The sequence below is a fragment of the Enterobacter vonholyi genome (assembly GCF_008364555.1).
In the GTDB taxonomy this organism is placed as follows: domain Bacteria; phylum Pseudomonadota; class Gammaproteobacteria; order Enterobacterales; family Enterobacteriaceae; genus Enterobacter; species Enterobacter vonholyi.
In genome coordinates this window covers 1-21,374 of record NZ_VTUC01000011.1, presented here as the reverse complement: position 1 = coordinate 21,374, position 21,374 = coordinate 1, and the positions used below count along the sequence as shown (strand labels likewise).

Here is a 21,374-nt window from a genome sequence, read left to right as displayed (position 1 = left end):
AGGCCAGGTATGTTTCGCAAGGAAGCTATTGAATATCAGAGTACACGGTGGGAAGGGAAAGCTGTTCTTCTGCCGGGCATCCCTTTTGCTCTTATCATATTGCTCAGCATTTTTTTTATTGCTTCCATTTCTATTTTTATTACCAAAGGTTCCTACACCCGTCGCGTCATCGTTCACGGTGAAATAACCACTTTCCCTGGCTCAGTGAATATCTCTGCATCAATGCAGGGTACAGTCGTGCAGAGTTTTGTTAATGAAGGCGATCCCGTAAAAAAAGGTGATGCTCTCTTTCTCATTCATTCGGGTGTATCGACGCAATCAGGCCTGGTTGATGAGAATAAAAAAAAGGAGATCGCACTACAGATAAAGAGTATCAGCGTAATGATGGCAAATTTGAACTCTTCGAAAAACCGTACGCTCAACGCGCTGACGACTCAAAAAGATCATTATCAGTCCAGTTTTAATACCTCATCTGGGCTACTGATGCAGGCTGAGCGGGAACTGCATCAGATTGAGAAGAACGTTAACGATTACCGTGGTTATCAGGAAAAAGGTCTGGTCACAAAAGACCAGATGAGTAGCCAAAACGCACTACTCTACCAACAGCAGAGCAATGTTTCTGACCTGGTCGCCAGAAAATCACAGGACCAGGTTCAGATCGATGCGCTCAATCAGCAAATCCAGTCCCAGAGCGCTGATTATGACCAACAGATTTACCAACTTGAGCAAAAAATATACGAACTGCAAAAAGAAAAGTTAAATACAGAAGCGGAAGGTAATTATGTCATCGTGGCAACAGCCGATGGCTTAATCGACTCCATCAATACGGCGCAAGGTAAGATGATCGGCGCAGGCGATGTACTGGCGCGAGTTCAGCAGAATATCCATTCTCCATGCTATCTCGAAACCTGGGTTCCGGATGAAGTTCTTCCTTATCTGGCGATTGGCCAGCGCGTTAATGTTAGTTACGACGCCTTTCCTTATGAAAAATTTGGTCAGTTCAGGGCATCAATATCAGCAATATCCAGGCTTCCGGCATCGAAGCCAGAACTCCTGTCAAAGCAGACCATCGCACATGAATTCTATGACGATAAAAAGTCCTGGTACAAAATCATGATCAAACCTGACCTACAGTCTGTGCAAGTTCATGGAAAACAACTCTCACTGAGCCAGGGAGCCAAAGCGCAGATTTCTCTTTTCCTTGAAAAGAGACATATCTATGAGTGGTTATTATCGCCATTTTACGAAATGAAAATGAGCGTAACGGACGCAGGTAATGAATAATCTTTATACACTTGAGACGCTGCTGCGCAAGTTGGATCTGAAAATATTTAAACGCATCCCAGTTGTCTTTCAAACCGAAGCGTCCGAATGTGGCCTGGCCTGTCTTTCAATGATATGCAGTTTTTATGGTAAGCAGGTGGATCTACTGCAACTCCGGCAACAATTCAATTTGTCATCACGTGGGGTCAACCTCCATGCGATAAAAGCAATTGCCAGTGAACTGGAGATGTCGTCACGCGCATTGTCCGTGGACCTTCAGGAATTACATGACGTGCGTAAGCCCTGCATATTGCATTGGGATTTTAACCATTTTGTCGTACTGATTAAGGTCGATAAGAACAGCGCGGTGATCCACGACCCTGCGTTTGGACGACGGGTGATTAGCATGCCCGAATTGTCCCAACATTTTACTGGTGTTGTGCTTGAGGTATGGCCGGGAACCACTTTCTCAGTTCAAAAGAAGCAAAACAGGTTAAAAGCGACCACGTTATTAAAGAATATCAATGGACTGATGACATCACTGACGAAGGTATTTTTCTTATCGCTGGTGATTGAGTTGATCAGCCTGCTAATGCCAGTGGGGACACAATTAGTCACGGATAATGTGATTGCATCCGGAGATTACGGTTTACTTAATATCATCTGTCTTGGGTTGTTTATTCTGATTCTGTTACGTTTGACGGTCAGTGTCATACGCTCCTGGACCACGCTGGTACTGGGAACACTCATCGACGTCCAGTGGAGTTTTAGCCTCTTTTCTCACCTTATTAAGCTACCGACCACCTATTTTGAAAGACGCAAACTGGGGGACATTCAGTCTCGCTTCCACTCGCTTGATGTTATACGGGCCACTTTTACCACAGGTTTGACTGGTAGCATTATTGATACGCTAATGCTCATGGGTTTGCTGGTAATGATGTTTTTATACAACCTGCAGCTCAGCATGATAGTGGTCTCTTTTACCGCAATATACACCTTCATTCGGTTTGCTACCTATCGATACTATCGCCAGCTATCCGAAGAAGAGTTAATCAAGGAAGCACGCCTTAATTCTTATTTTATGGAAACCCTGTACGGTATCGCGACGATTAAGATTCAGGGGATGACTGACCTGAGAATCAATAACTGGTTTAATCTTTTTTCAGATAAGGTCAATACAGGCATTCGTTTGACGCGAATGGATCTTTTCTTTGGTGGCGTCGTCTCTTTTATCGCCGCCTGCGACCAAATTGTTATCCTGTGGGTTAGCGGCAGGCTGATGATGGATAGTCATTTAACCATCGGTATGTTTATCGCATTTAACACCTTCAGGAGTCAGTTCTATGACCGAATAAATGCCCTGATCAACTTTATCATTCAGCTGAAGATCATCAACTTACACAATGAACGCGTTGCCGATATTGCGCTGCAGGAAGCATCTTCTTCAACGGCCACCAGCCCGCTGCGTTTACCACACGGAGCCTTAACGCTCGAAACTCAGGATCTGACTTACCGTTATGATAACCATGCGGACCCTATCTTCAGCAAACTGAATCTGACCATTCATGCCGGAGAGAGTATTGCTATTACGGGCGTATCGGGTTCAGGTAAAAGCACCTTGATGAAAGTGTTGTGCGGTTTATTCGAACCGTCGAACGGCTGCGTCCGAATTAATGGCATTAATATTAAGCAACTTGGTTTCGAGCATTATGCTGAACGCATTGCCTGTATCATGCAGGAAGATAAGCTGTTTTCAGGCTCAATCAAAGAGAATATCGCCGGTTTTCGGCCTGACATTGACGAGCAGTGGATGGTGCAATGCGCTATCGCAAGCCATATTCATAATGACATTTTAAAGCTACCAATGGGTTACGAGACACTGATTGGTGAACTTGGGGAAGGGTTGTCCGGCGGTCAAAAACAGCGGATTTATATTGCCCGGGCATTATACCGTAAACCGGGTATTTTATTCATGGACGAGGCGACCAGCCACCTTGATAAAACCAGTGAAAGTCAGGTCAATCAGTCTATACAGGCGATGAACATTACGAGGATTATTATCGCGCATCGCGAAACCACGATTTCATCGGCAGATCGGGTGTTCGTGATAAATGGAGCAGAGTTACCCTAATCCGTGAATTTCGCAGGAAAAAGATAGCGTTGGGACATAACTCCCCCGGGTAATGAAGAATTCTGGCGATCATCGAATAAAAAAGCCGCTGAGGGATCAGCGGCTTTTTACCGGCCGGGTGGTACATGCGCTTACCCGACCTATAGATTGACCGTATTACTCTTCTTTCGCACCGCGCATTGCACGTTTACGATCGTTCTCGGTCAGGTGACGTTTACGGATACGGATAGACAGCGGAGTCACTTCTACCAGTTCGTCGTCATCGATGAATTCCAGAGCCTGCTCCAGGGTCATCTTGATCGGTGGAACCAGAACCGTTGCTTCGTCAGTACCGGACGCACGCATGTTGGTCAGTTTCTTACCGGTCAGGCAGTTTACGGTCAGGTCGTTAGAACGGCTGTGAATACCGATGATCTGGCCTTCGTAAACTTCAGCACCGTGACCCAGGAACAGCTTACCGCGATCCTGCAGACCGAACAGCGCAAACGCAACCGCTTTACCCTGACCGTTGGAGATCAGCACGCCGTTGTTACGCTGGCCAACTTCGCCCGGACGCACGTCGTCGTAGTGGCTGAAGGTGGAGTACAGCAGACCGGTACCGGAGGTCATGGTCATGAACTCAGAACGGAAGCCGATCAGGCCACGGCTTGGGATCACGTAGTCGAGACGTACGCGGCCTTTGCCATCTGGATTCATGTTTTTCAGGTCGCCTTTACGCTCACCCAGCGCCTGCATCACAGAACCCTGGTGCTGCTCTTCAACGTCCAGCGTCACGTTTTCGAACGGCTCTTGTTTACGGCCGTCGATTTCGCGGAAGATAACTTTCGGACGGGAAACCGCCATTTCGAAACCTTCACGACGCATGTTTTCGATCAGAACAGACAGGTGCAGCTCACCACGACCAGAAACGCGGAATGCATCAGCGTCTTCGGTTTCTTCAACACGCAGCGCAACGTTGTGCACCAGCTCTTTGTTCAGGCGGTCAAGGATCTGACGAGAGGTAACGAACTTACCTTCTTTTCCACAGAACGGAGAGGTGTTGACGTTGAAGAACATGGTAACGGTTGGTTCATCAACAGACAGGGCTGGCAGCGCTTCCACGTTCTGCGGGTCGCAGATGGTGTCAGAGATGTTCAGCTCGCCCAGACCGGTGATAGCGATGATGTCGCCCGCTTCAGCCAGATCGCTGTCGATACGCTCCAGACCCAGGTGAGTCAGCACTTTGCCAACTTTACCGTTACGGGTTTTGCCTTCGCTATCGATGATAGTAACCTGCTGGTTTGGCTTCACTTTACCGCGTTTGATACGACCGATACCGATGACGCCAACGTAGTTGTTGTAGTCCAGCTGGGAGATCTGCATCTGCAGTGGACCATCCAGATCAACATCCGGTGCCGGTACGTGATCGACAATCGCCTGATACAGCGGGGTCATGTCTTCCGCCATATCTTCGTGATCCAGACCCGCGATACCATTCAGCGCCGAAGCGTAAATGATAGGGAAGTCCAGCTGTTCGTCGGTCGCGTCGAGGTTAACGAACAGGTCGAATACCTGATCAACAACCCAGTCAGGACGTGCGCCAGGACGGTCAACCTTGTTGATAACAACAATTGGTTTCAGGCCATGGGCAAATGCTTTTTTGGTCACGAAGCGCGTTTGCGGCATTGGGCCGTCAAATGCGTCAACCACCAGCAGCACGGAATCCACCATGGACATCACGCGCTCAACTTCACCACCGAAGTCGGCGTGCCCTGGGGTATCAACGATGTTGATACGGTAGTCATTCCATTTAATCGCGGTGTTTTTCGCGAGGATGGTAATCCCACGCTCTTTCTCCAAATCGTTGGAGTCCATCACACGCTCTTGAGTTTCGGCACGCGCATCAAACGTACCGGATTGCTGCAGCAGCTTATCAACCAGGGTAGTTTTACCATGGTCAACGTGCGCGATGATGGCGATGTTACGCAAATTTTCGATCACAACTTTGCCTCAGGCATTAGAAATAGCGCGTTATTGTACACGGATTAATCGCACTACAAAACAGGATCACAAACATCCTCCGCAAACAAGTATTGCAGAGATGCTTTGTGATCGCTTTCACGGAGCGAAAAAGGGCACTTTAACGTAAATTGCACCAATATGGTGCTCAATGTTCACATTGAAGCACTATACTGGTGCAACAAATCCATCGTGGTGCAGCCCTTTTGCACTATGGTGCGCATGATAACGCCTTTTTGGGGTGATTTAAAAGTTGGCACAGATTTCGCTTTATAAAAATACATGGCAACAGCCAGTACAAACAGAAACTGAAGACCTCGTTACCACGACGACAATGACCAATCTGGAGAGTTAAGTATGTCCGCTGAACACGTTTTGACGATGCTGAACGAACATGAAGTGAAGTTTGTTGATCTCCGCTTCACCGACACCAAAGGTAAAGAACAGCACGTCACAATCCCTGCTCATCAGGTGAACGCCGAATTCTTTGAAGAAGGCAAAATGTTTGACGGCTCCTCCATTGGTGGCTGGAAAGGCATTAACGAATCCGACATGGTTCTGATGCCAGATGCGACCACTGCGGTCATTGATCCGTTCTTCGAAGAACCAACCCTGATCATCCGTTGCGACATCCTCGAGCCAGGCACGCTGCAGGGCTACGACCGCGACCCGCGTTCTATCGCTAAACGCGCTGAAGAGTACCTGCGTTCTACCGGCATCGCAGACACCGTTCTGTTCGGGCCAGAGCCAGAGTTCTTCCTGTTCGATGACATCCGTTTCGGTGCTTCTATTTCTGGCTCCCACGTTGCTATCGACGACATCGAAGGTGCATGGAACTCCTCCACCAAATATGAAGGTGGTAACAAAGGTCACCGTCCTGGCGTTAAAGGTGGTTACTTCCCGGTTCCTCCGGTCGATTCTGCACAGGACATTCGTTCCACCATGTGTCTGGTGATGGAAGAGATGGGCCTGGTTGTTGAAGCTCACCACCACGAAGTGGCGACTGCTGGTCAGAACGAAGTGGCAACCCGCTTCAACACCATGACCAAAAAAGCGGACGAAATTCAGATCTACAAATACGTTGTGCACAACGTTGCGCACCGTTTCGGTAAAACCGCGACCTTCATGCCAAAACCAATGTTTGGCGATAACGGTTCCGGTATGCACTGCCACATGTCTCTGTCCAAAAACGGTACCAACCTGTTCTCTGGCGACAAATATGCTGGCCTGTCCGAGCAGGCGCTGTATTACATCGGCGGCGTAATCAAACACGCTAAAGCGATCAACGCCCTGGCGAACCCAACCACCAACTCCTACAAGCGTCTGGTCCCGGGCTACGAAGCGCCAGTGATGCTGGCCTACTCTGCACGTAACCGTTCTGCTTCTATCCGTATCCCGGTAGTAGCGTCTCCTAAAGCGCGTCGTATCGAAGTACGCTTCCCGGATCCAGCGGCTAACCCATACCTGTGCTTCGCAGCACTGCTGATGGCAGGTCTGGACGGTATCAAGAACAAGATCCACCCGGGCGAAGCGATGGACAAAAACCTGTACGACCTGCCGCCAGAAGAAGCGAAAGAGATCCCACAGGTTGCTGGCTCTCTGGAAGAAGCCCTGCAGGCGCTGGACGCAGACCGTGAGTTCCTGACTGCAGGTGGCGTATTCACTGACGACGCTATCGATGCTTACATCGCACTGCGCACTGAAGAGAACGACCGCGTGCGCATGACTCCGCATCCGGTTGAGTTCGAACTGTATTACAGCGTTTAATTAAGTTGTTTTACCCGGCGTGACAAGCGCCGGGAGTAGTTGCCGTGGAAACTTTTAGCCCATCTCCGGATGGGCTTTTTTCTCCACCAACAATCTGATCTCACGCGCTTTTTACGCCGAAAACGCTATACTGCACTAAATTAGTGCAAACGACTCCAGGAGACTGCTGAATGGCAACTGGCACGCTGCCCGATGCTGGGCAGATCCTCAATTCTTTGATTAACAGCATCTTGCTGGTCGATGACGAGCTGGCCGTTCATTACGCCAACCCGGCGGCACAGCAGCTGCTTGCCCAAAGCGCACGTAAACTATTCGGTACCCCGCTTCCGGAACTCCTGAGCTATTTTTCGCTGAATATTGGCTTGATGCAGGAAAGCTTACAGGCAGGCCAGGGTTTCACCGATAACGAAGTGACGCTGGTGATCGACGGGCGCTCGCACATTCTGTCGCTAACCGCGCAACGTCTTCCCGAAGGCCTGATCCTGCTGGAAATGGCGCCGATGGATAATCAGCGTCGACTGAGCCAGGAGCAGCTTCAGCATGCGCAGCAGATTGCAGCCCGTGACCTCGTGCGCGGTCTGGCGCATGAAATCAAAAACCCGCTGGGTGGTTTACGCGGCGCGGCGCAGCTTCTGACCAAGGCGCTGCCTGACCCTGCGCTGGCGGAATATACCAACGTCATCATTGAGCAGGCGGACCGTCTGCGGAATCTGGTAGACCGTCTTCTCGGTCCGCAGCAGCCGGGAATGCACGTCACTGAAAGCATCCATAAAGTGGCTGAGCGGGTGGTGAAGCTCGTCTCAATGGAGCTGCCGGAGAACGTCACGCTGGTACGTGATTACGACCCAAGCCTGCCGGAACTGGCCCATGACCCGGACCAGATTGAGCAGGTCCTGTTGAACATTGTGCGCAATGCCCTGCAGGCGCTGGGACCTGAAGGCGGCGAGATTATTTTACGCACCCGCACCGCCTTCCAGCTCACGTTACACGGCGTGCGCTACCGGCTTGCGGCCCGAATCGACGTTGAGGATAACGGGCCCGGCATTCCATCGCATCTGCAGGACACCCTGTTCTACCCGATGGTCAGCGGCCGTGAAGGCGGAACCGGCCTGGGCTTATCCATTGCCCGCAGTTTGATCGACCAACACTCTGGAAAAATTGAATTTACCAGTTGGCCGGGACATACCGAGTTTTCGGTTTTCCTGCCGATTAAAAAATAAAGGTGACGTTTATGCAACGAGGGATAGTCTGGGTAGTCGATGACGATAGCTCCATCCGTTGGGTGCTTGAACGCGCGCTCACAGGGGCAGGATTAAGCTGCACGACGTTTGAGAGCGGCAGCGAAGTGCTCGACGCACTCACCACTAAAACGCCCGATGTTCTGCTGTCGGATATCCGTATGCCGGGCATGGACGGGCTGGCGCTGTTAAAGCAGATCAAACAACGCCACCCTATGCTACCGGTCATCATAATGACCGCGCACTCCGATCTGGATGCCGCAGTGAGCGCCTATCAGCAAGGGGCGTTCGATTACCTGCCCAAACCGTTTGATATCGACGAAGCGGTGGCGCTGGTTGAGCGCGCGATTAGCCATTATCAGGAGCAGCAACAGCCACGCCACGCGCCCGATTTTGGGCCAACCACCGACATCATTGGCGAAGCGCCGGCGATGCAGGACGTGTTTCGCATTATTGGCCGTCTGTCCCGCTCGTCCATCAGCGTCTTGATTAACGGCGAATCGGGCACCGGTAAAGAGCTTGTGGCGCATGCACTGCATCGCCATAGCCCGCGGGCAAAAGCGCCGTTCATCGCCCTGAATATGGCGGCGATCCCGAAGGATTTAATTGAGTCCGAACTGTTCGGCCATGAAAAAGGGGCATTTACCGGCGCAAATACCATTCGCCAGGGGCGCTTCGAACAGGCTGACGGCGGCACGCTGTTCCTGGATGAAATCGGTGATATGCCGCTGGATGTCCAGACCCGCCTGCTGCGCGTGCTGGCCGACGGGCAGTTTTATCGCGTGGGCGGCTATGCGCCGGTGAAAGTGGACGTGCGTATTATCGCCGCGACCCACCAGAACCTGGAACAACGCGTGCAGGAAGGAAAATTCCGTGAGGATTTATTCCACCGTCTGAACGTCATTCGCGTTCATCTGCCGCCGCTGCGTGAACGTCGGGAAGATATTCCCCGCCTGGCGCGTCATTTTCTGCAGGTGGCTGCCCGCGAGCTGGGCGTGGAAGCCAAGCAGCTTCACCCGGAAACCGATGCCGCTCTGACGCGTCTGGCGTGGCCGGGCAACGTGCGTCAGCTGGAAAACACCTGCCGCTGGTTAACCGTGATGGCTGCCGGTCAGGAAGTGCTGATTCAGGATTTACCGGCCGAGCTGTTTGAGGCGACCGCGCCGGAAAGCAGTAGCGGACACGCGCTGCCGGACAGCTGGGCGACGCTGCTGGCGCAGTGGGCCGACCGCGCGCTGCGTTCCGGTCATCAAAACCTGCTGTCTGAGGCTCAGCCTGAGATGGAGCGTACGCTGTTGACCACCGCGCTTCGTCATACGCAGGGTCACAAACAGGAAGCCGCTCGCCTGTTGGGATGGGGTCGCAATACCCTGACGCGCAAGCTGAAAGAGCTGGGAATGGAATGATCTCACGCCGCTGTGTAAAGGTTATTAATTGAACGCAAATCGTCGTTATTTTGCGCTTTACTGTTCCGATGAGTTTTGTATGATCGTGCCCGGAAATTGGGGGTGAACATCATGCTGGAAACATTCGTGAATATGCTCTCTAGCGGAGCCGCTGAAAGCCACACGCCACAAACAGCCGTTGCGGCTATGTTGTGCGCGGCGCTGGTTGGGCTGTTTAGCTAGCGAGTTGGCGATGAAAAGCCGGGTGACGCTTCGCTTACCCGGCCTACATTTCGCACTTTTGTAGGCCGGGTAAGGCGAAGCCGCCACCCGGCATTACAGTTTAAATCACTCGCGAGAACTGCTGCATTCGCGCTTTCTGACGCAGATACGCGTCAAAGCACATGCAGATATTACGGATCAACAGACGCCCTTTCGGGGTGACCTCTATCGCTCTCTCCGACACATCCACCAGCCCGTCTTTAGCCAGCGGCGCCAGAAGCTTCAGATCTTCCGCGAAATAATCGCTGAAGTTCAGTTCCCACTGCGCTTCCACATCGCTGAAATCGAGACGGAAGTTGCAGATAAGCGCCTTAATCACATCGCGACGGATACAGTCATCACGCGTTAACGCAATGCCGCGCCACAGCGCGTTGCCGGTCTCATCAACCTGCTGGTAATACAGCTTCAGCTCTTTCTGGTTCTGCGCGTAGCAATCGCCAATCATGCTAATGGCGGAGACACCCATTCCCAGTAAATCGGTATCGCCCTGCGTCGTGTATCCCTGGAAGTTACGGTGCAGGACCCCTTCGCGCTGAGCAACGGCCAGCTCGTCATCCGGACGGGCAAAGTGATCCATGCCGATAAACTGATAGCCGGTGTCGGTCAGCGAGGTGATGGTTTCCTGCAGGATATCCAGCTTCTGCTGGGCAGAAGGAAGATCGGCATCTTTGATTTTGCGCTGGGCGGCAAAGAGCGTTGGCAGATGCGCATAGTTAAAGACGCTCAGGCGGTCCGGGTTAAGTTCAGCCACGCGCTTCAGCGTGAAGGCGAAGCTTTCCGGCGTTTGCTTTGGCAGGCCGTAAATCAGGTCAATATTGGTCGAGGTGAAACCAATCTCACGCGCGTGGTTGAGTAAGGCAAAGATAAATTCTTCGTCCTGCTCGCGGTTCACCAGATGCTGAACCTCTTTATTGAAATCCTGTACGCCCATACTCAGGCGGTTGAATCCTTCTGCGCGTAAATGATCCAGGACATCCAGCTCAATTTCACGCGGATCGACTTCGATCGAGATCTCAGCGTCAGCATTAAAACTGAAATTGCTGCGCAGAAGCGCCATCAGGCGGCTTATTTGCGCTTTGTTCAGATAGGTTGGCGTACCGCCGCCCCAGTGGAGCTGGCTCACGTGACGGCCTTTAAACAGCGGCGCGCGATGCACAATTTCCTGTTCGAGCGCATCAAGATACTGGTCGGCTTTATGCTGCTGGCGGGTCACGATTTTATTGCAGCCGCAGAAGTAGCAAAGCTTGTGGCAGAACGGAATATGGACGTAGAGCGACAGCGGACGCTCAGGATAGCGCGCGACAGCCTGCTGGAAATCACGCTCTCCGAAGGCATCGGAGAACTCCAGCGCGGTGGGGTATGACGTATAACGCGGCCCGGAATAGTTATATTTCTGGATTAGGGCCAAATCCCAGTCGATAGTTGATGCTGACATGCTCACTCCTTCCGTTGGTGTCGCGTTCGTATACGGCGGCCCGTTCTGACCCCATTGCGGGCCATCATTCGGGTGCGCAGCCACTTCTGTCGCCGCGACAACCGCCGTAGTTTAACGAATAACCACACCAGATAACATATAACCGGAAGGGTTATAAGCAGGACTATCGTGCCTGCCGGGTGCAAATGTTAGTTTCCACCCTTCAGAAGACGCATCATATCTTCCTGCTTCTCGTCTTCTTCTTCATCTTCGTCATCGTCGTATGACAGGCCCAGCTTCTGCATCAGTTCATCAATACGATCCAGTTTGGCATCCACCCATGACTGCTCTTCAGCGGTCAGGGTTTCACCCTCTTCAAGACGTTCCAGCAGCGCGTCCAGGCGCTCATCGTTCTCCAGCAAATCCAGCTCAGCCTGCGGTGAAAGCATAGGTTTCTCGCTCTTTGGTTTGTGCTGCTTAGTGACCGGGGTGTCTGTCACGCCCAGTGGAATGGGAGTTTTACTGCCGATACGAGGATCTTTCTGCTGCTTGCCTTTTGCAGAAGCGCCCGCTGCACCACCACCGTTGGCACGGCTACCCGCAGCATGACCGCGATGTTTTTTGTCGCGTTTGCGGTCGCGCGCTTCCTGGTTCAGTTCTTCGCGCGTTTTGCGGCGTGCTTTTGCAGGGCGTTTCGCGCCCGCAGCGGAGGTTGGTTTTTTCATGATGTTTTATCTTTAAGTCGTTTTCTTCAGTATAGAATTGCGGCGAAATCTAGCAGAAAGCAAGCAAAGAAAAAAGGCGACAGAGCAATCTGTCGCCTTTTTTCCTGACTCACAACCCTTAGCGGGTCAGACATTCCATGTTTGCCAACAACAAACCCTGTTTATCCCTTGGCTAATACCGTCCGTGATACGGTTCCATTTCCTTTTAAAACGCCTCCAGGCGCTGGTCGTCCTGACAATCCTGCGTCTTCGCCTCCTGGCGCTCCTGACCCTAATCCTTAAGTCGATTTCCTGTTGGCTTCCTCGCCCTGACGCACACTTTACCTTGTTCCGTTAAACTAACAAGCAACGAAACGGTACAAAAAAGGATTTTCAGACAATTACCCGAAAATAAGCTTATGATTTAAAACAGTTTGGATTTTTTGACGCCTGCGAATTCTCTGAAATATCCCAGGGCATTACTGGCCGATCTCTCACACTGCCTGAGGCATTTGCCTACAGGTCATTAGCAATCAGAAAAGCCTTTTGCCTGCATTCGGGTATAATCCCCTTCAGATTACGATTTTGGAGACGACCACGTGACTACCTGGAACTACCAACAGACGCATTTTGTCACTAGTGCGCCCGATATTCGCCACCTGCCTTCTGATACCGGTATTGAAGTGGCCTTTGCTGGCCGCTCAAATGCGGGGAAATCCAGCGCCCTGAATACGCTGACCAATCAGAAGAGCCTGGCGCGTACCTCAAAAACACCTGGCCGTACCCAGCTGATCAACCTGTTTGAAGTCGCAGAGGGCAAACGCCTGGTCGACTTACCGGGCTACGGTTACGCGCAGGTACCGGAAGAGATGAAAATCAAGTGGCAGCGTGCGCTGGGTGAATACCTGGAAAAACGTCTGTGCCTGAAAGGTCTGGTGGTGCTGATGGATATTCGTCACCCGCTAAAAGATCTCGATCAGCAGATGATCGACTGGGCTGTAGCAAGCGATATCGCCGTACTGGTGCTGCTGACGAAAGCCGATAAGCTGGCGAGCGGCGCGCGTAAAGCGCAGGTGAATATGGTTCGCGAAGCGGTGCTGGCGTTCAACGGTGATGTACAGGTTGAGCCGTTCTCCTCGCTGAAAAAGCAGGGCGTGGACAAGTTGCGTCAGAAACTCGATACCTGGTTTAGCGAGCTGGAACCCGCGAAGGAAGCGGAAGAAGAGTAATACCGGGCGCGGCAATGTCCGCGCTTTTTTTGCCTGAACATTTCTTTGCCGCAATAAAAAACGCCCCAGTCATTACTGACAGGGGCGGCTAAAATATTCAGCCAAATCCGATTACGTGAAGTAAAAGGTCTGAAAGATAGAACATCTTACCTCTGTACCCTACGCCGATAACTCTACCCCTTTTTGTGCTGCAGAAAAAGCACTTTTTGTAGTTTTTTTTCATTCTTTACATAGGGAATTCTAATGATCGTCACAAAACGCGCGTTCTAATGTTGCAAACTTACATAAATAGCGCGTTATGCGAAGAATCGTTAGTGAGCCTGATCCCAGTTTTCACCACTTCCCACTTCCACCAGCAACGGCACATCAAGCGTCATGCTGTTTTCCATCAGTTCGTGGATCTTCTTCGACACGGCGTCGAGGTCGTCCTTGTGCACTTCAAATACCAGTTCATCGTGTACCTGCATGATCATTTTCACGCGAGGCTTCTCTTCTTCCAGCCAGGCATCAACGGCGATCATTGCACGCTTAATAATATCCGCCGCGGTACCCTGCATCGGGGCGTTGATCGCCGCACGCTCTGCGCCAGCGCGGCGCGCCGCGTTGCTGGATTTGATGTCCGGTAGGTAGAGACGGCGGCCATCCAGGGTTTCGACGTAACCTTTTTCCTTCGCCTGCGCGCGTGTGCGTTCCATATATTCCAGCACGCCCGGATAACGCTCGAAGTAGAGATCCATATACTTCTGCGACTCTTTACGTGGAATGTTGAGCTGGCGTGAAAGGCCGAACGCGCTCATGCCGTAGATCAGACCGAAGTTGATCGCCTTAGCACTGCGGCGCTGTTCGTTGGTCACGCTGTCCAGCGGCAAGCCGAAGACTTCCGCCGCGGTTGCCCGGTGGATATCCTTCCCTTCGGCAAACGCGGTAAGCAGGCCTTTGTCACGGGACAGATGCGCCATAATGCGCAGTTCGATTTGCGAGTAGTCAGCAGAGACAATCAGATAATCCTCTGGTGCGATGAAAGCCTGGCGAATACGACGGCCCTCTTCGTTACGTACCGGGATGTTCTGCAGGTTGGGATCGGTTGACGAGAGACGACCGGTCGCCGCGACAGCCTGATGATACGACGTGTGCACGCGACCCGTTTTCGGGTTGATCATAAGCGGAAGCTTGTCGGTGTAGGTCGACTTCAGCTTCGCGAGACCACGGTACTGCAGAATCACTTTTGGCAGCGGGTAATCCAGCGCCAGCTCTTCCAGCACCTCTTCAGAGGTTGACGGTGCGCCGCCAGGGGTTTTCTTCAGCGGCTTGATGCCCTGCTTTTCAAACAGAATGGTTTGCAGCTGCTTCGGTGAAGAGAGGTTAAACGGCTCGCCTGCAAGCTCATGCGCTTTTTGCTCAAGCTCGGTCAGGCGCTGCGCCAGCTCCCCGGAGTGGTTATGCAGCACCGTTGGGTCGATTTTCACGCCGTTGCGTTCAATGCGGGATAGCACGGGCACCAGCGGCATCTCGATATGCTGGAACACGTTCAGCGGACCTTCGTGCTTCTGCAGTTTTGGCCACATCTTCAGATGCAGCTGCAGCGTGACGTCAGCATCTTCCGCCGCGTAGCGACCCGCCTCTTCAAGAGCAATCTGGTTAAAGGTGAGCTGATTTTTCCCTTTACCGGCAATCTCTTCGAAGGTGATCGTTTTGTGCTTGAGCCAGCGGTCAGATAGGGAATCCATATCATGGCGGCCCGCAACGCTGTCCAGAATGTAGGATTCGAGCATGGTGTCGAAGGCGATCCCACGCAGTTCAATGCCGTAGTTTTGCAGAATGCCGCGGTCGTACTTGAGGTTTTGCCCAACCTTGAGCGCCTTTTCGTCTTCCAGGATCGGCTTCAGCAGCTCAAGCACGCGTTCACGGGAGAGCTGCTCCGGCGCATCCAGGTAATCGTGCGCCACAGGAACGTAGGCTGCAATACCCGGCTCTGTCGCAAATGACAGGCCAACCATATTGGCTGAGATGTTATCGAGACTGTCAGTTTCGGTATCAAAGGCAAAGACCGGCGCCTTTTTCAGTTTCTCGATCCAGGCGATCAGCTGTGACTCTTCAAGAATGGTTTCGTAGTTGTCGAATGAAAGCGCCACGGCTTCTTCTTCAGCCTGATCTTCTGCTTCAACAACAATCGTCTCCTTCGGCTTTGCAGCAGGTTTGGCCCCTTTTGCCTGTAGCCATTTACCGGCTTCCACGTCAGTGATCCAGCGCTTGAATTCGTATTTCTTAAACAGGCTCAGCAGATCGTCAGCAGAAGGCTGTTGCACCTCAAGCTGCTCACAGCCCAGCTCCAGTTCGACATCGGTTTTGATTGTAGCCAGCTTATAGGAGAGATAAGCCACCTCTTTGTTCTCTTCCAGTTTTCCGGCCATGGTTTTTGCGCCACGGAAGGAGAGCCCGGCGATTTTGTCTGATTCCGCGTAGAGCGTATCCAACCCGCCCAGCCCCTGAAGCAGCGCCTGCGCGGTTTTCTCACCAACGCCAGGGACACCCGGGATGTTATCCGAGGAGTCGCCCATCAACGCAAGGAAGTCGATAATCAGCTCAGGCGGCACGCCATACTTAGTGACAACCTCTTCAGGCCCCAGAATGGTATTGGTCATGGTATTAATCAGGGTGATACCTGGCGTCACCAGCTGCGCCATATCTTTATCACCGGTGCTGATCAGTACAGGACGACCCATCTTTTCTGCTTCACGCGCCAGCGTACCGATGACGTCATCGGCTTCAACGCCAGAGACGGCCAGCAGCGGTAGCCCCATCGCTCTTACCATGGTGTGCAGCGGCTCAATCTGCGCACGCAGATCGTCAGGCATTGGCGGACGGTGAGATTTGTAATGCTCAAACAGCTCATCGCGGAACGTTTTGCCTTTCGCATCAAAGACCACAGCCGCATGGGTTGGCTGGTACTGAAGGATCAGGCTGCGCAGCATGTTCAGCACGCCGTACATTGCGCCGGTGGGTTCCCCTGCGCTATTGGTCAGAGGAGGAAACGCATGGTATGCCCGATACAGGTAAGAAGAGCCATCGACGAGAATAAGAGGGTTTTCTGGGATCTGAACCATAATGTCCGTGCCTTTAATCAATTTATGGGTAAAGGATGCCACAGAAGGATGAAAACATCAGTTATTAGCGCCTGATACAGGAAAAGATTTTGCGATCGTGAGGATCGCTCGCAAAATTCAAACTGTGGATAAGTTTGTGCATATTTTCACTTCATATGAATAACAGACACAAAATACACATATGACTTATTTTTTATCTCTTAATTATCATGCAGTTATGGCATTAGATCTTATCTATATGGCCAACTGATGGCAATTTAGTCTATGTGGATATAAGCCTTGATAAGCGCGGAATCACAGTGAAATCGTCTACGACAGGGTAAAAGCGGCCAAATCATCACATGAAAGCGCCATTAATTTGTCCGTTTTCTGGTAAAATCAGCGCCCAGCGTCGAATAGCTGGCCGCTAACTTACAGCTAACTACCTGAAAAAGCTCATCATGTCGAGATTGCTCGCTGCAATAACATTACTGTTAAGCATCATTTTAACTATTCTGGTGACTGTCGCATGTTCTGTGCCAATCATCGTAGCCGGGATCATTAAACTGCTGCTGCCTGTCCCCATGGTGTGGCGAGCCGTGTCCGCATTTTGTAATTTCATGATGTACTGCTGGTGCGAAGGGCTGGCGATCCTGCTGTGCCTGAACCCGCATCTGAAGTGGGATATCAAAGGGCTGGAGAGTCTTAACAAGAAAAACTGGTATCTGCTGATCTGCAATCATCACAGCTGGGCGGACATCGTGGTGTTATGCGTGCTTTTTCGCAAACACATCCCGATGAACAAATACTTTCTGAAACAGCAGCTCGCCTGGGTACCTTTTATTGGGCTGGCCTGCTGGGCGCTAGATATGCCGTTTATGAAACGCTATTCGCGCAGCTATTTGATTCGTCACCCCGAGCGTCGCGGCAAAGATGTGGAGACCACGCGCCGTTCCTGCGAAAAGTTTCGCGCGCATCCAACGACTATCGTGAACTTTGTTGAAGGTTCCCGGTTTACGGAAGAGAAGCGCCAGCAAACTCGCTCTCCTTATCAGCATCTGTTGCCGCCAAAGGCAGCGGGGATTGCGATGGCGCTTAACGTGCTGGGAGCACAGTTCGATAAACTTCTTAACGTCACGCTCTGCTATCCGGAAAACGACAGGACGCCATTCTTCGACATGCTCAGCGGCAAACTGACGCGCATTGTCGTGCATGTCGACCTGGTTCCGATTGACGCTGAACTGCACGGTGATTACGTTAACGACAAGAATTTCAAACGTCGTTTCCAGCAGTGGCTTAATACGCTCTGGAAAGAGAAAGACGAACAGATAGGCAGGATTAAATCTTCATACAAAAACGCCGGTCAGTGACCGGCGTTTTTACATCAGTGAAATTACTTCTTCTCAACCAGGTATTTCACGGTATCAGCATACTGTTGTACGAAGATATCCATGCTGCTGGTGTCCATGCCCTGCATGTTCAGCTGATATTTGCCGTTAACAAACATCGCCGGAACGCCCTGAAGCTGGAGGTCAGCAGCCGCTTTTTCCTGCTGGGCAACCAGTGATTTCACCACGAAGCTGTTCCACGCGGCATCATACTCTTCACCTTTCACGCCGGCATCAACGAACACTTTACGGATATCCGCAGTGGTCTGAACGGTCTGTGTTTTCTGTACGGCTTCAAACATTGGCGAAGTGATCTTATCTTCCACGCCCAGTGCCATCGCCACCGCCCATGCCTGAGTCAGGTCTTTACCCAATGGGCCCAGGAACTCGACGTGGTACTTGGTCATTTTTGTGCCTTCCGGCAGCTTTTTCTTCACGTTGTCAGAAACATGCAGCACCTGCTCGAACTGATAGCAGTGTGGGCAATAGAACGAGAAGAACTCCAGAACCTGTGGCTCGCCAGCGACCGGCTTGTCCAGCGTGATGTACTGTTTGCCGTCGGTAAACTGCGCAGCAGAAGCGCTAAATGCCAGAATCATACCTGCCAGCGCCAGCCAAATTTTTTTCATGATTAACTCTCTCCTGGGTGTGTCCATTAATACATCGGCGTTAATTGCAGAGGGGGCTCCTGAAGAACCCTAACCTGCTCAGTAAATGTAGATATCTGGCTACGCCAGTAATCCTCTCCGGTAAGCCACGGGAAATTGCGAGGAAATGCCGGATCGTCCCAACGCCTGATTAACCATGCGAGATAATAAACAAAACGCATCGCACGTAAAGGCTCAATCAGGGCAATTTCGTCTGAATTAAACGGGCTAAATTCTTCATAAGCTTCAATAATGGTTTCAAGCTGCATGCGCTGCTCGGCTTTATCGCCATTGAGCAGCATCCACAGGTCCTGAACCGCTGCCCCCATGCGCGCATCGTCGAGATCGACAAAGAGCGGGCCGTCACGCCAGAGAATATTCCCGGCGTGACAATCGCCATGCAGGCGCAGGACGGAAATATCATCGCGCCAGCAGGTTTTCACTGCAGCAATAAGCTTATCGGTGGCGTTGAGGAAATCATCCTTTAGCGCTGCGGGGATCATTGCAGACGTTTCGAATACTTGGCGCGGTTCAAGAAGGTATTCCTGAATCCCGATAGTCGGGCGGGCAATAAAGGCTTTTTTGCGTCCCGTCTGGTGTATACGCCCAAGATAGCGGGCAACCCACTCCATCTGATCGATATTATCCGCTTCAAACTGGCGCCCCCCCAGGCTCGGGAATACAGCGTAGTAAAACCCTTCGTGCGTGAGGAGCGTTTGGTTATTGAATTTTAGCGGTGCGGCAACGGGAACATCGTCATCCAGCAGATCGTGAGCAAACTGATGCTCTTCCTGAATTTGTTCTGCGGACCAGCGTTCAGGACGATAGAACTTTACAACGAATCGCTGACGATCCTCGTCCTGAAATTGATAGACGCGGTTTTCGTAGCTGTTTAACGGTGTTAGCCCGGAATCCACCCGAATACCCTGTTCAAACAGGGCATCCATAATGGTGTCCGGGTGTAATGTCTGGAAAGTAAAAGCCTGGTCGTTCATCCGATCATCCGGAAATTATACGAATGATTCAGGATATCATCTTGTGGCGATTTCGGTGCCGCCGCTTACAAGCTTTTACTCTTTAATTACGCCTCGTGCGCGCAATAATGCGGTCTTAAAATCTTCCTCATAATCTTTCTGAATACCAGGAATAACAGCATCTTTGGCAGAGTCGCGCATTTTAAGGTGGTAGATCAGGATGTCGTCAGAAAGGTCAGCCAGATCGCCGTCAAAACCTGACTCTTTCGCCAGTTTCTGTAAAAATTGCATCAGATTTAGCTCTGGCTCTTTTTGCCAGGCGGGCTGTAGGAGTTCAATAACTTCATTCAGACGTTTACATTTCATGGTGGTGCTCCTTTCATTTAGAGTGACACGTTAGCAGGGTCAATCCCACAATAAAAGAGGCGATATTCGTGAATCTTAGCCAGGAAATCATCGGGGTCGTTCTGGCAGGCGGCAGAGCAACGCGAATGGGCGGAAAAGATAAGGGGCTTCAGCTTCTTAATGGAAAACCCTTATGGCAGCATGTCGCCGATACGCTCTCAGGCCAGGTGTCGACAATGGCCATCAGCGCTAACCGGCATATCGACACTTACCGAAGCAGCGGGTACGCCGTCTACCAGGATATCGTTGAGGATTACCCAGGACCGCTGGCCGGTATGCTTTCGGTCATACAACAGTCTCAAGGAGAGTGGTTTATCTTCTGCCCCTGCGATACCCCGTTTATTCCGTCCTGTCTTGCCGAGCGTTTATTACAGCTTCGCAGTACAGCTCCTGTGGTTTGGGTACATGATGGCGAGCGTGACCATCCTGCTATCGCATTGATGCACCGATCGCTAGCGCCTGCTCTGCAGAGCTATCTGGCTGCGGGAGAGCGCAGGGTGATGGTCTTCATGCGTGAGTCTGGCGGCCATTCCGTTGATTTTAGCGATTTAAAATCAGCGTTTGTGAACGTGAATACGCATGAAGATTTGCAGATGATGCAGGAGAAAAAATGATACCTATTTTAGCCATTTCCGCATGGAGTGGGACCGGGAAAACCACGCTGCTGAAAAAGCTCATTCCTGCGCTGTGTACCAGAGGTATCCGTCCAGGTTTGATTAAGCATACGCACCATAATATGGATGTCGATAAACCGGGAAAAGACAGCTTTGAGCTGCGTAAAGCGGGTGCTGCGCAAACGATAGTGGCAAGTTCTCAACGCTGGGCGTTAATGACAGAAACGCCGGACGAGGCGCCGCTGGATCTCGCTTATCTTGTCAGTCGGATGGATCACTCCACCCTGGATCTGGTGCTGATTGAGGGATTTAAGCATGAGGCAGTGCCTAAGATCCTGCTATTCAGAAGCGATGCCGGGCATGATTTTAGTGAGTTAACGCTGGATGAGCATGTGATTGCGGTGGTCAGTGATGTTGTATTGCCACTTGAAGTTCCGGTACTGGATTTAAATGATGTGGATGGGATTGCGGAGTTTATTATGGAGTGGAGTGCGATCTGACTTGCCGGGTGGCGGCTTTGCCTTGCCCGGCCTACAAAATTCGGTGGTTCCGAAACGCAAAAAGGCCATCCTTCCGGATGGCCTCTTCACTTGTTTGATGCCTGGCAGTTCCCTACTCTCACATGGGGAGACCCCACACTACCATCGGCGCTACGGCGTTTCACTTCTGAGTTCGGCATGGGGTCAGGTGGGACCACCGCGCTAAAGCCGCCAGGCAAATTCTGTTAAATCTGTATCAGGCTGAAATTGATTGTTCTGTCTCTTCGCCAAAACACCTTCGGCGTTGTAAGGTTAAGCCTCACGGTTCATTAGTATCGGTTAGCTCAACGCATCGCTGCGCTTACACACCCGA

The 21,374-nt window shown here is 51.6% G+C and carries 18 protein-coding genes and 1 rRNA gene; 10 read left to right on the top strand and 9 right to left on the bottom strand.

Translation table 11 applies throughout. From position 1 onward, the window contains the following. Nucleotides 1-9: 9 nt before the first annotated feature. The gene (locus F0319_RS15835; RefSeq protein WP_149367346.1) at nt 10-1,284 is read left to right on the top strand and encodes an HlyD family secretion protein; all 1,275 of its coding nucleotides are present in this window, start codon (nt 10-12) and stop codon (nt 1,282-1,284) included. Continuing rightward, complete coding sequence (locus F0319_RS15830) at nt 1,277-3,394, top strand: peptidase domain-containing ABC transporter (RefSeq protein WP_149367345.1); 2,118 nt, start codon at nt 1,277-1,279, stop codon at nt 3,392-3,394. Before F0319_RS15835 ends, F0319_RS15830 begins: the two co-directional genes overlap by 8 nt. Before the next feature lie 156 nt (nt 3,395-3,550). On the opposite strand, the gene typA is transcribed toward F0319_RS15830, so the two are convergent. After that, on the bottom strand, nt 3,551-5,374 hold the full coding sequence (typA, locus tag F0319_RS15825) for a ribosome-dependent GTPase TypA (protein WP_008501854.1): 1,824 nt from the start codon (nt 5,372-5,374) through the stop codon (nt 3,551-3,553). 375 nt (nt 5,375-5,749) lie between these two features. Here typA and glnA point away from each other — a divergent pair, with 375 nt between their 5' ends. From glnA to F0319_RS15805, 4 genes are all read left to right on the top strand, one after another. Further along, nucleotides 5,750-7,159, top strand: a complete 1,410-nt coding sequence (gene glnA / locus F0319_RS15820; RefSeq protein ID WP_008501856.1) for a glutamate--ammonia ligase — start codon at nt 5,750-5,752, stop codon at nt 7,157-7,159. Nucleotides 7,160-7,329: 170 nt separating this feature from the next. Continuing rightward, nucleotides 7,330-8,379, top strand: coding sequence for a nitrogen regulation protein NR(II) (glnL, locus tag F0319_RS15815; RefSeq protein WP_008501857.1), 1,050 nt, complete (start codon nt 7,330-7,332; stop codon nt 8,377-8,379). An 11-nt stretch (nt 8,380-8,390) separates the two neighbouring features. After that, entirely contained in the window at nt 8,391-9,803 is a 1,413-nt protein-coding gene (glnG, locus tag F0319_RS15810; RefSeq protein WP_008501858.1) for a nitrogen regulation protein NR(I), read from the top strand. A 111-nt stretch (nt 9,804-9,914) separates the two neighbouring features. Beyond that, complete coding sequence (locus F0319_RS15805) at nt 9,915-10,025, top strand: YshB family small membrane protein (protein WP_136196048.1); 111 nt, start codon at nt 9,915-9,917, stop codon at nt 10,023-10,025. Nucleotides 10,026-10,125: 100 nt separating this feature from the next. Here the strand turns inward: F0319_RS15805 and hemN are convergent, their stop codons facing one another. Beyond that, on the bottom strand, nt 10,126-11,499 hold the full coding sequence (hemN, locus tag F0319_RS15800) for an oxygen-independent coproporphyrinogen III oxidase (RefSeq protein ID WP_149367344.1): 1,374 nt from the start codon (nt 11,497-11,499) through the stop codon (nt 10,126-10,128). Nucleotides 11,500-11,687: 188 nt separating this feature from the next. Further along, nucleotides 11,688-12,203 (bottom strand): Der GTPase-activating protein YihI, encoded by a 516-nt coding sequence (yihI, locus tag F0319_RS15790; protein WP_032644299.1) that lies wholly within the window; start codon nt 12,201-12,203, stop codon nt 11,688-11,690. A gap of 578 nt (nt 12,204-12,781) precedes the next feature. Between yihI and yihA the strand changes: the two genes are divergently transcribed. Next, nucleotides 12,782-13,411 carry a ribosome biogenesis GTP-binding protein YihA/YsxC gene (gene yihA, locus F0319_RS15785; RefSeq protein WP_111963937.1) on the top strand — a complete coding sequence of 210 codons (630 nt, stop codon included), beginning with the start codon at nt 12,782-12,784 and terminating at the stop codon, nt 13,409-13,411. Nucleotides 13,412-13,508: 97 nt separating this feature from the next. Here the strand turns inward: yihA and spfP are convergent, their stop codons facing one another. Beyond that, nucleotides 13,509-13,556 (bottom strand): small protein SpfP, encoded by a 48-nt coding sequence (gene spfP / locus F0319_RS22635; RefSeq protein ID WP_071892919.1) that lies wholly within the window; start codon nt 13,554-13,556, stop codon nt 13,509-13,511. A gap of 166 nt (nt 13,557-13,722) precedes the next feature. Next, nucleotides 13,723-16,515, bottom strand: a complete 2,793-nt coding sequence (gene polA, locus F0319_RS15780; protein WP_149367343.1) for a DNA polymerase I — start codon at nt 16,513-16,515, stop codon at nt 13,723-13,725. 440 nt (nt 16,516-16,955) lie between these two features. Here polA and F0319_RS15775 point away from each other — a divergent pair, with 440 nt between their 5' ends. Continuing rightward, complete coding sequence (locus F0319_RS15775) at nt 16,956-17,864, top strand: acyltransferase (RefSeq protein ID WP_111963936.1); 909 nt, start codon at nt 16,956-16,958, stop codon at nt 17,862-17,864. Nucleotides 17,865-17,887: 23 nt separating this feature from the next. On the opposite strand, the gene dsbA is transcribed toward F0319_RS15775, so the two are convergent. The 3 genes from dsbA to F0319_RS15760 form a co-directional block, all read right to left on the bottom strand. Continuing rightward, on the bottom strand, nt 17,888-18,511 hold the full coding sequence (gene dsbA / locus F0319_RS15770) for a thiol:disulfide interchange protein DsbA (RefSeq protein ID WP_045285687.1): 624 nt from the start codon (nt 18,509-18,511) through the stop codon (nt 17,888-17,890). Nucleotides 18,512-18,537: 26 nt separating this feature from the next. Then, nucleotides 18,538-19,524, bottom strand: a complete 987-nt coding sequence (locus F0319_RS15765; protein ID WP_111963934.1) for a serine/threonine protein kinase — start codon at nt 19,522-19,524, stop codon at nt 18,538-18,540. 75 nt (nt 19,525-19,599) lie between these two features. Beyond that, nucleotides 19,600-19,869 carry a YihD family protein gene (locus tag F0319_RS15760; RefSeq protein ID WP_008501866.1) on the bottom strand — a complete coding sequence of 90 codons (270 nt, stop codon included), beginning with the start codon at nt 19,867-19,869 and terminating at the stop codon, nt 19,600-19,602. 68 nt (nt 19,870-19,937) lie between these two features. Here F0319_RS15760 and mobA point away from each other — a divergent pair, with 68 nt between their 5' ends. Both mobA and mobB read left to right on the top strand, forming a co-directional pair. Continuing rightward, the gene (gene mobA / locus F0319_RS15755; RefSeq protein ID WP_149367342.1) at nt 19,938-20,522 is read left to right on the top strand and encodes a molybdenum cofactor guanylyltransferase MobA; all 585 of its coding nucleotides are present in this window, start codon (nt 19,938-19,940) and stop codon (nt 20,520-20,522) included. Beyond that, nucleotides 20,519-21,022, top strand: coding sequence for a molybdopterin-guanine dinucleotide biosynthesis protein MobB (mobB, locus tag F0319_RS15750; RefSeq protein WP_149367341.1), 504 nt, complete (start codon nt 20,519-20,521; stop codon nt 21,020-21,022). Before mobA ends, mobB begins: the two co-directional genes overlap by 4 nt. A gap of 99 nt (nt 21,023-21,121) precedes the next feature. On the opposite strand, the gene rrf is transcribed toward mobB, so the two are convergent. Then, a 5S ribosomal RNA gene (gene rrf, locus F0319_RS15745) occupies nt 21,122-21,237 on the bottom strand. Nucleotides 21,238-21,374: the final 137 nt, after the last annotated feature.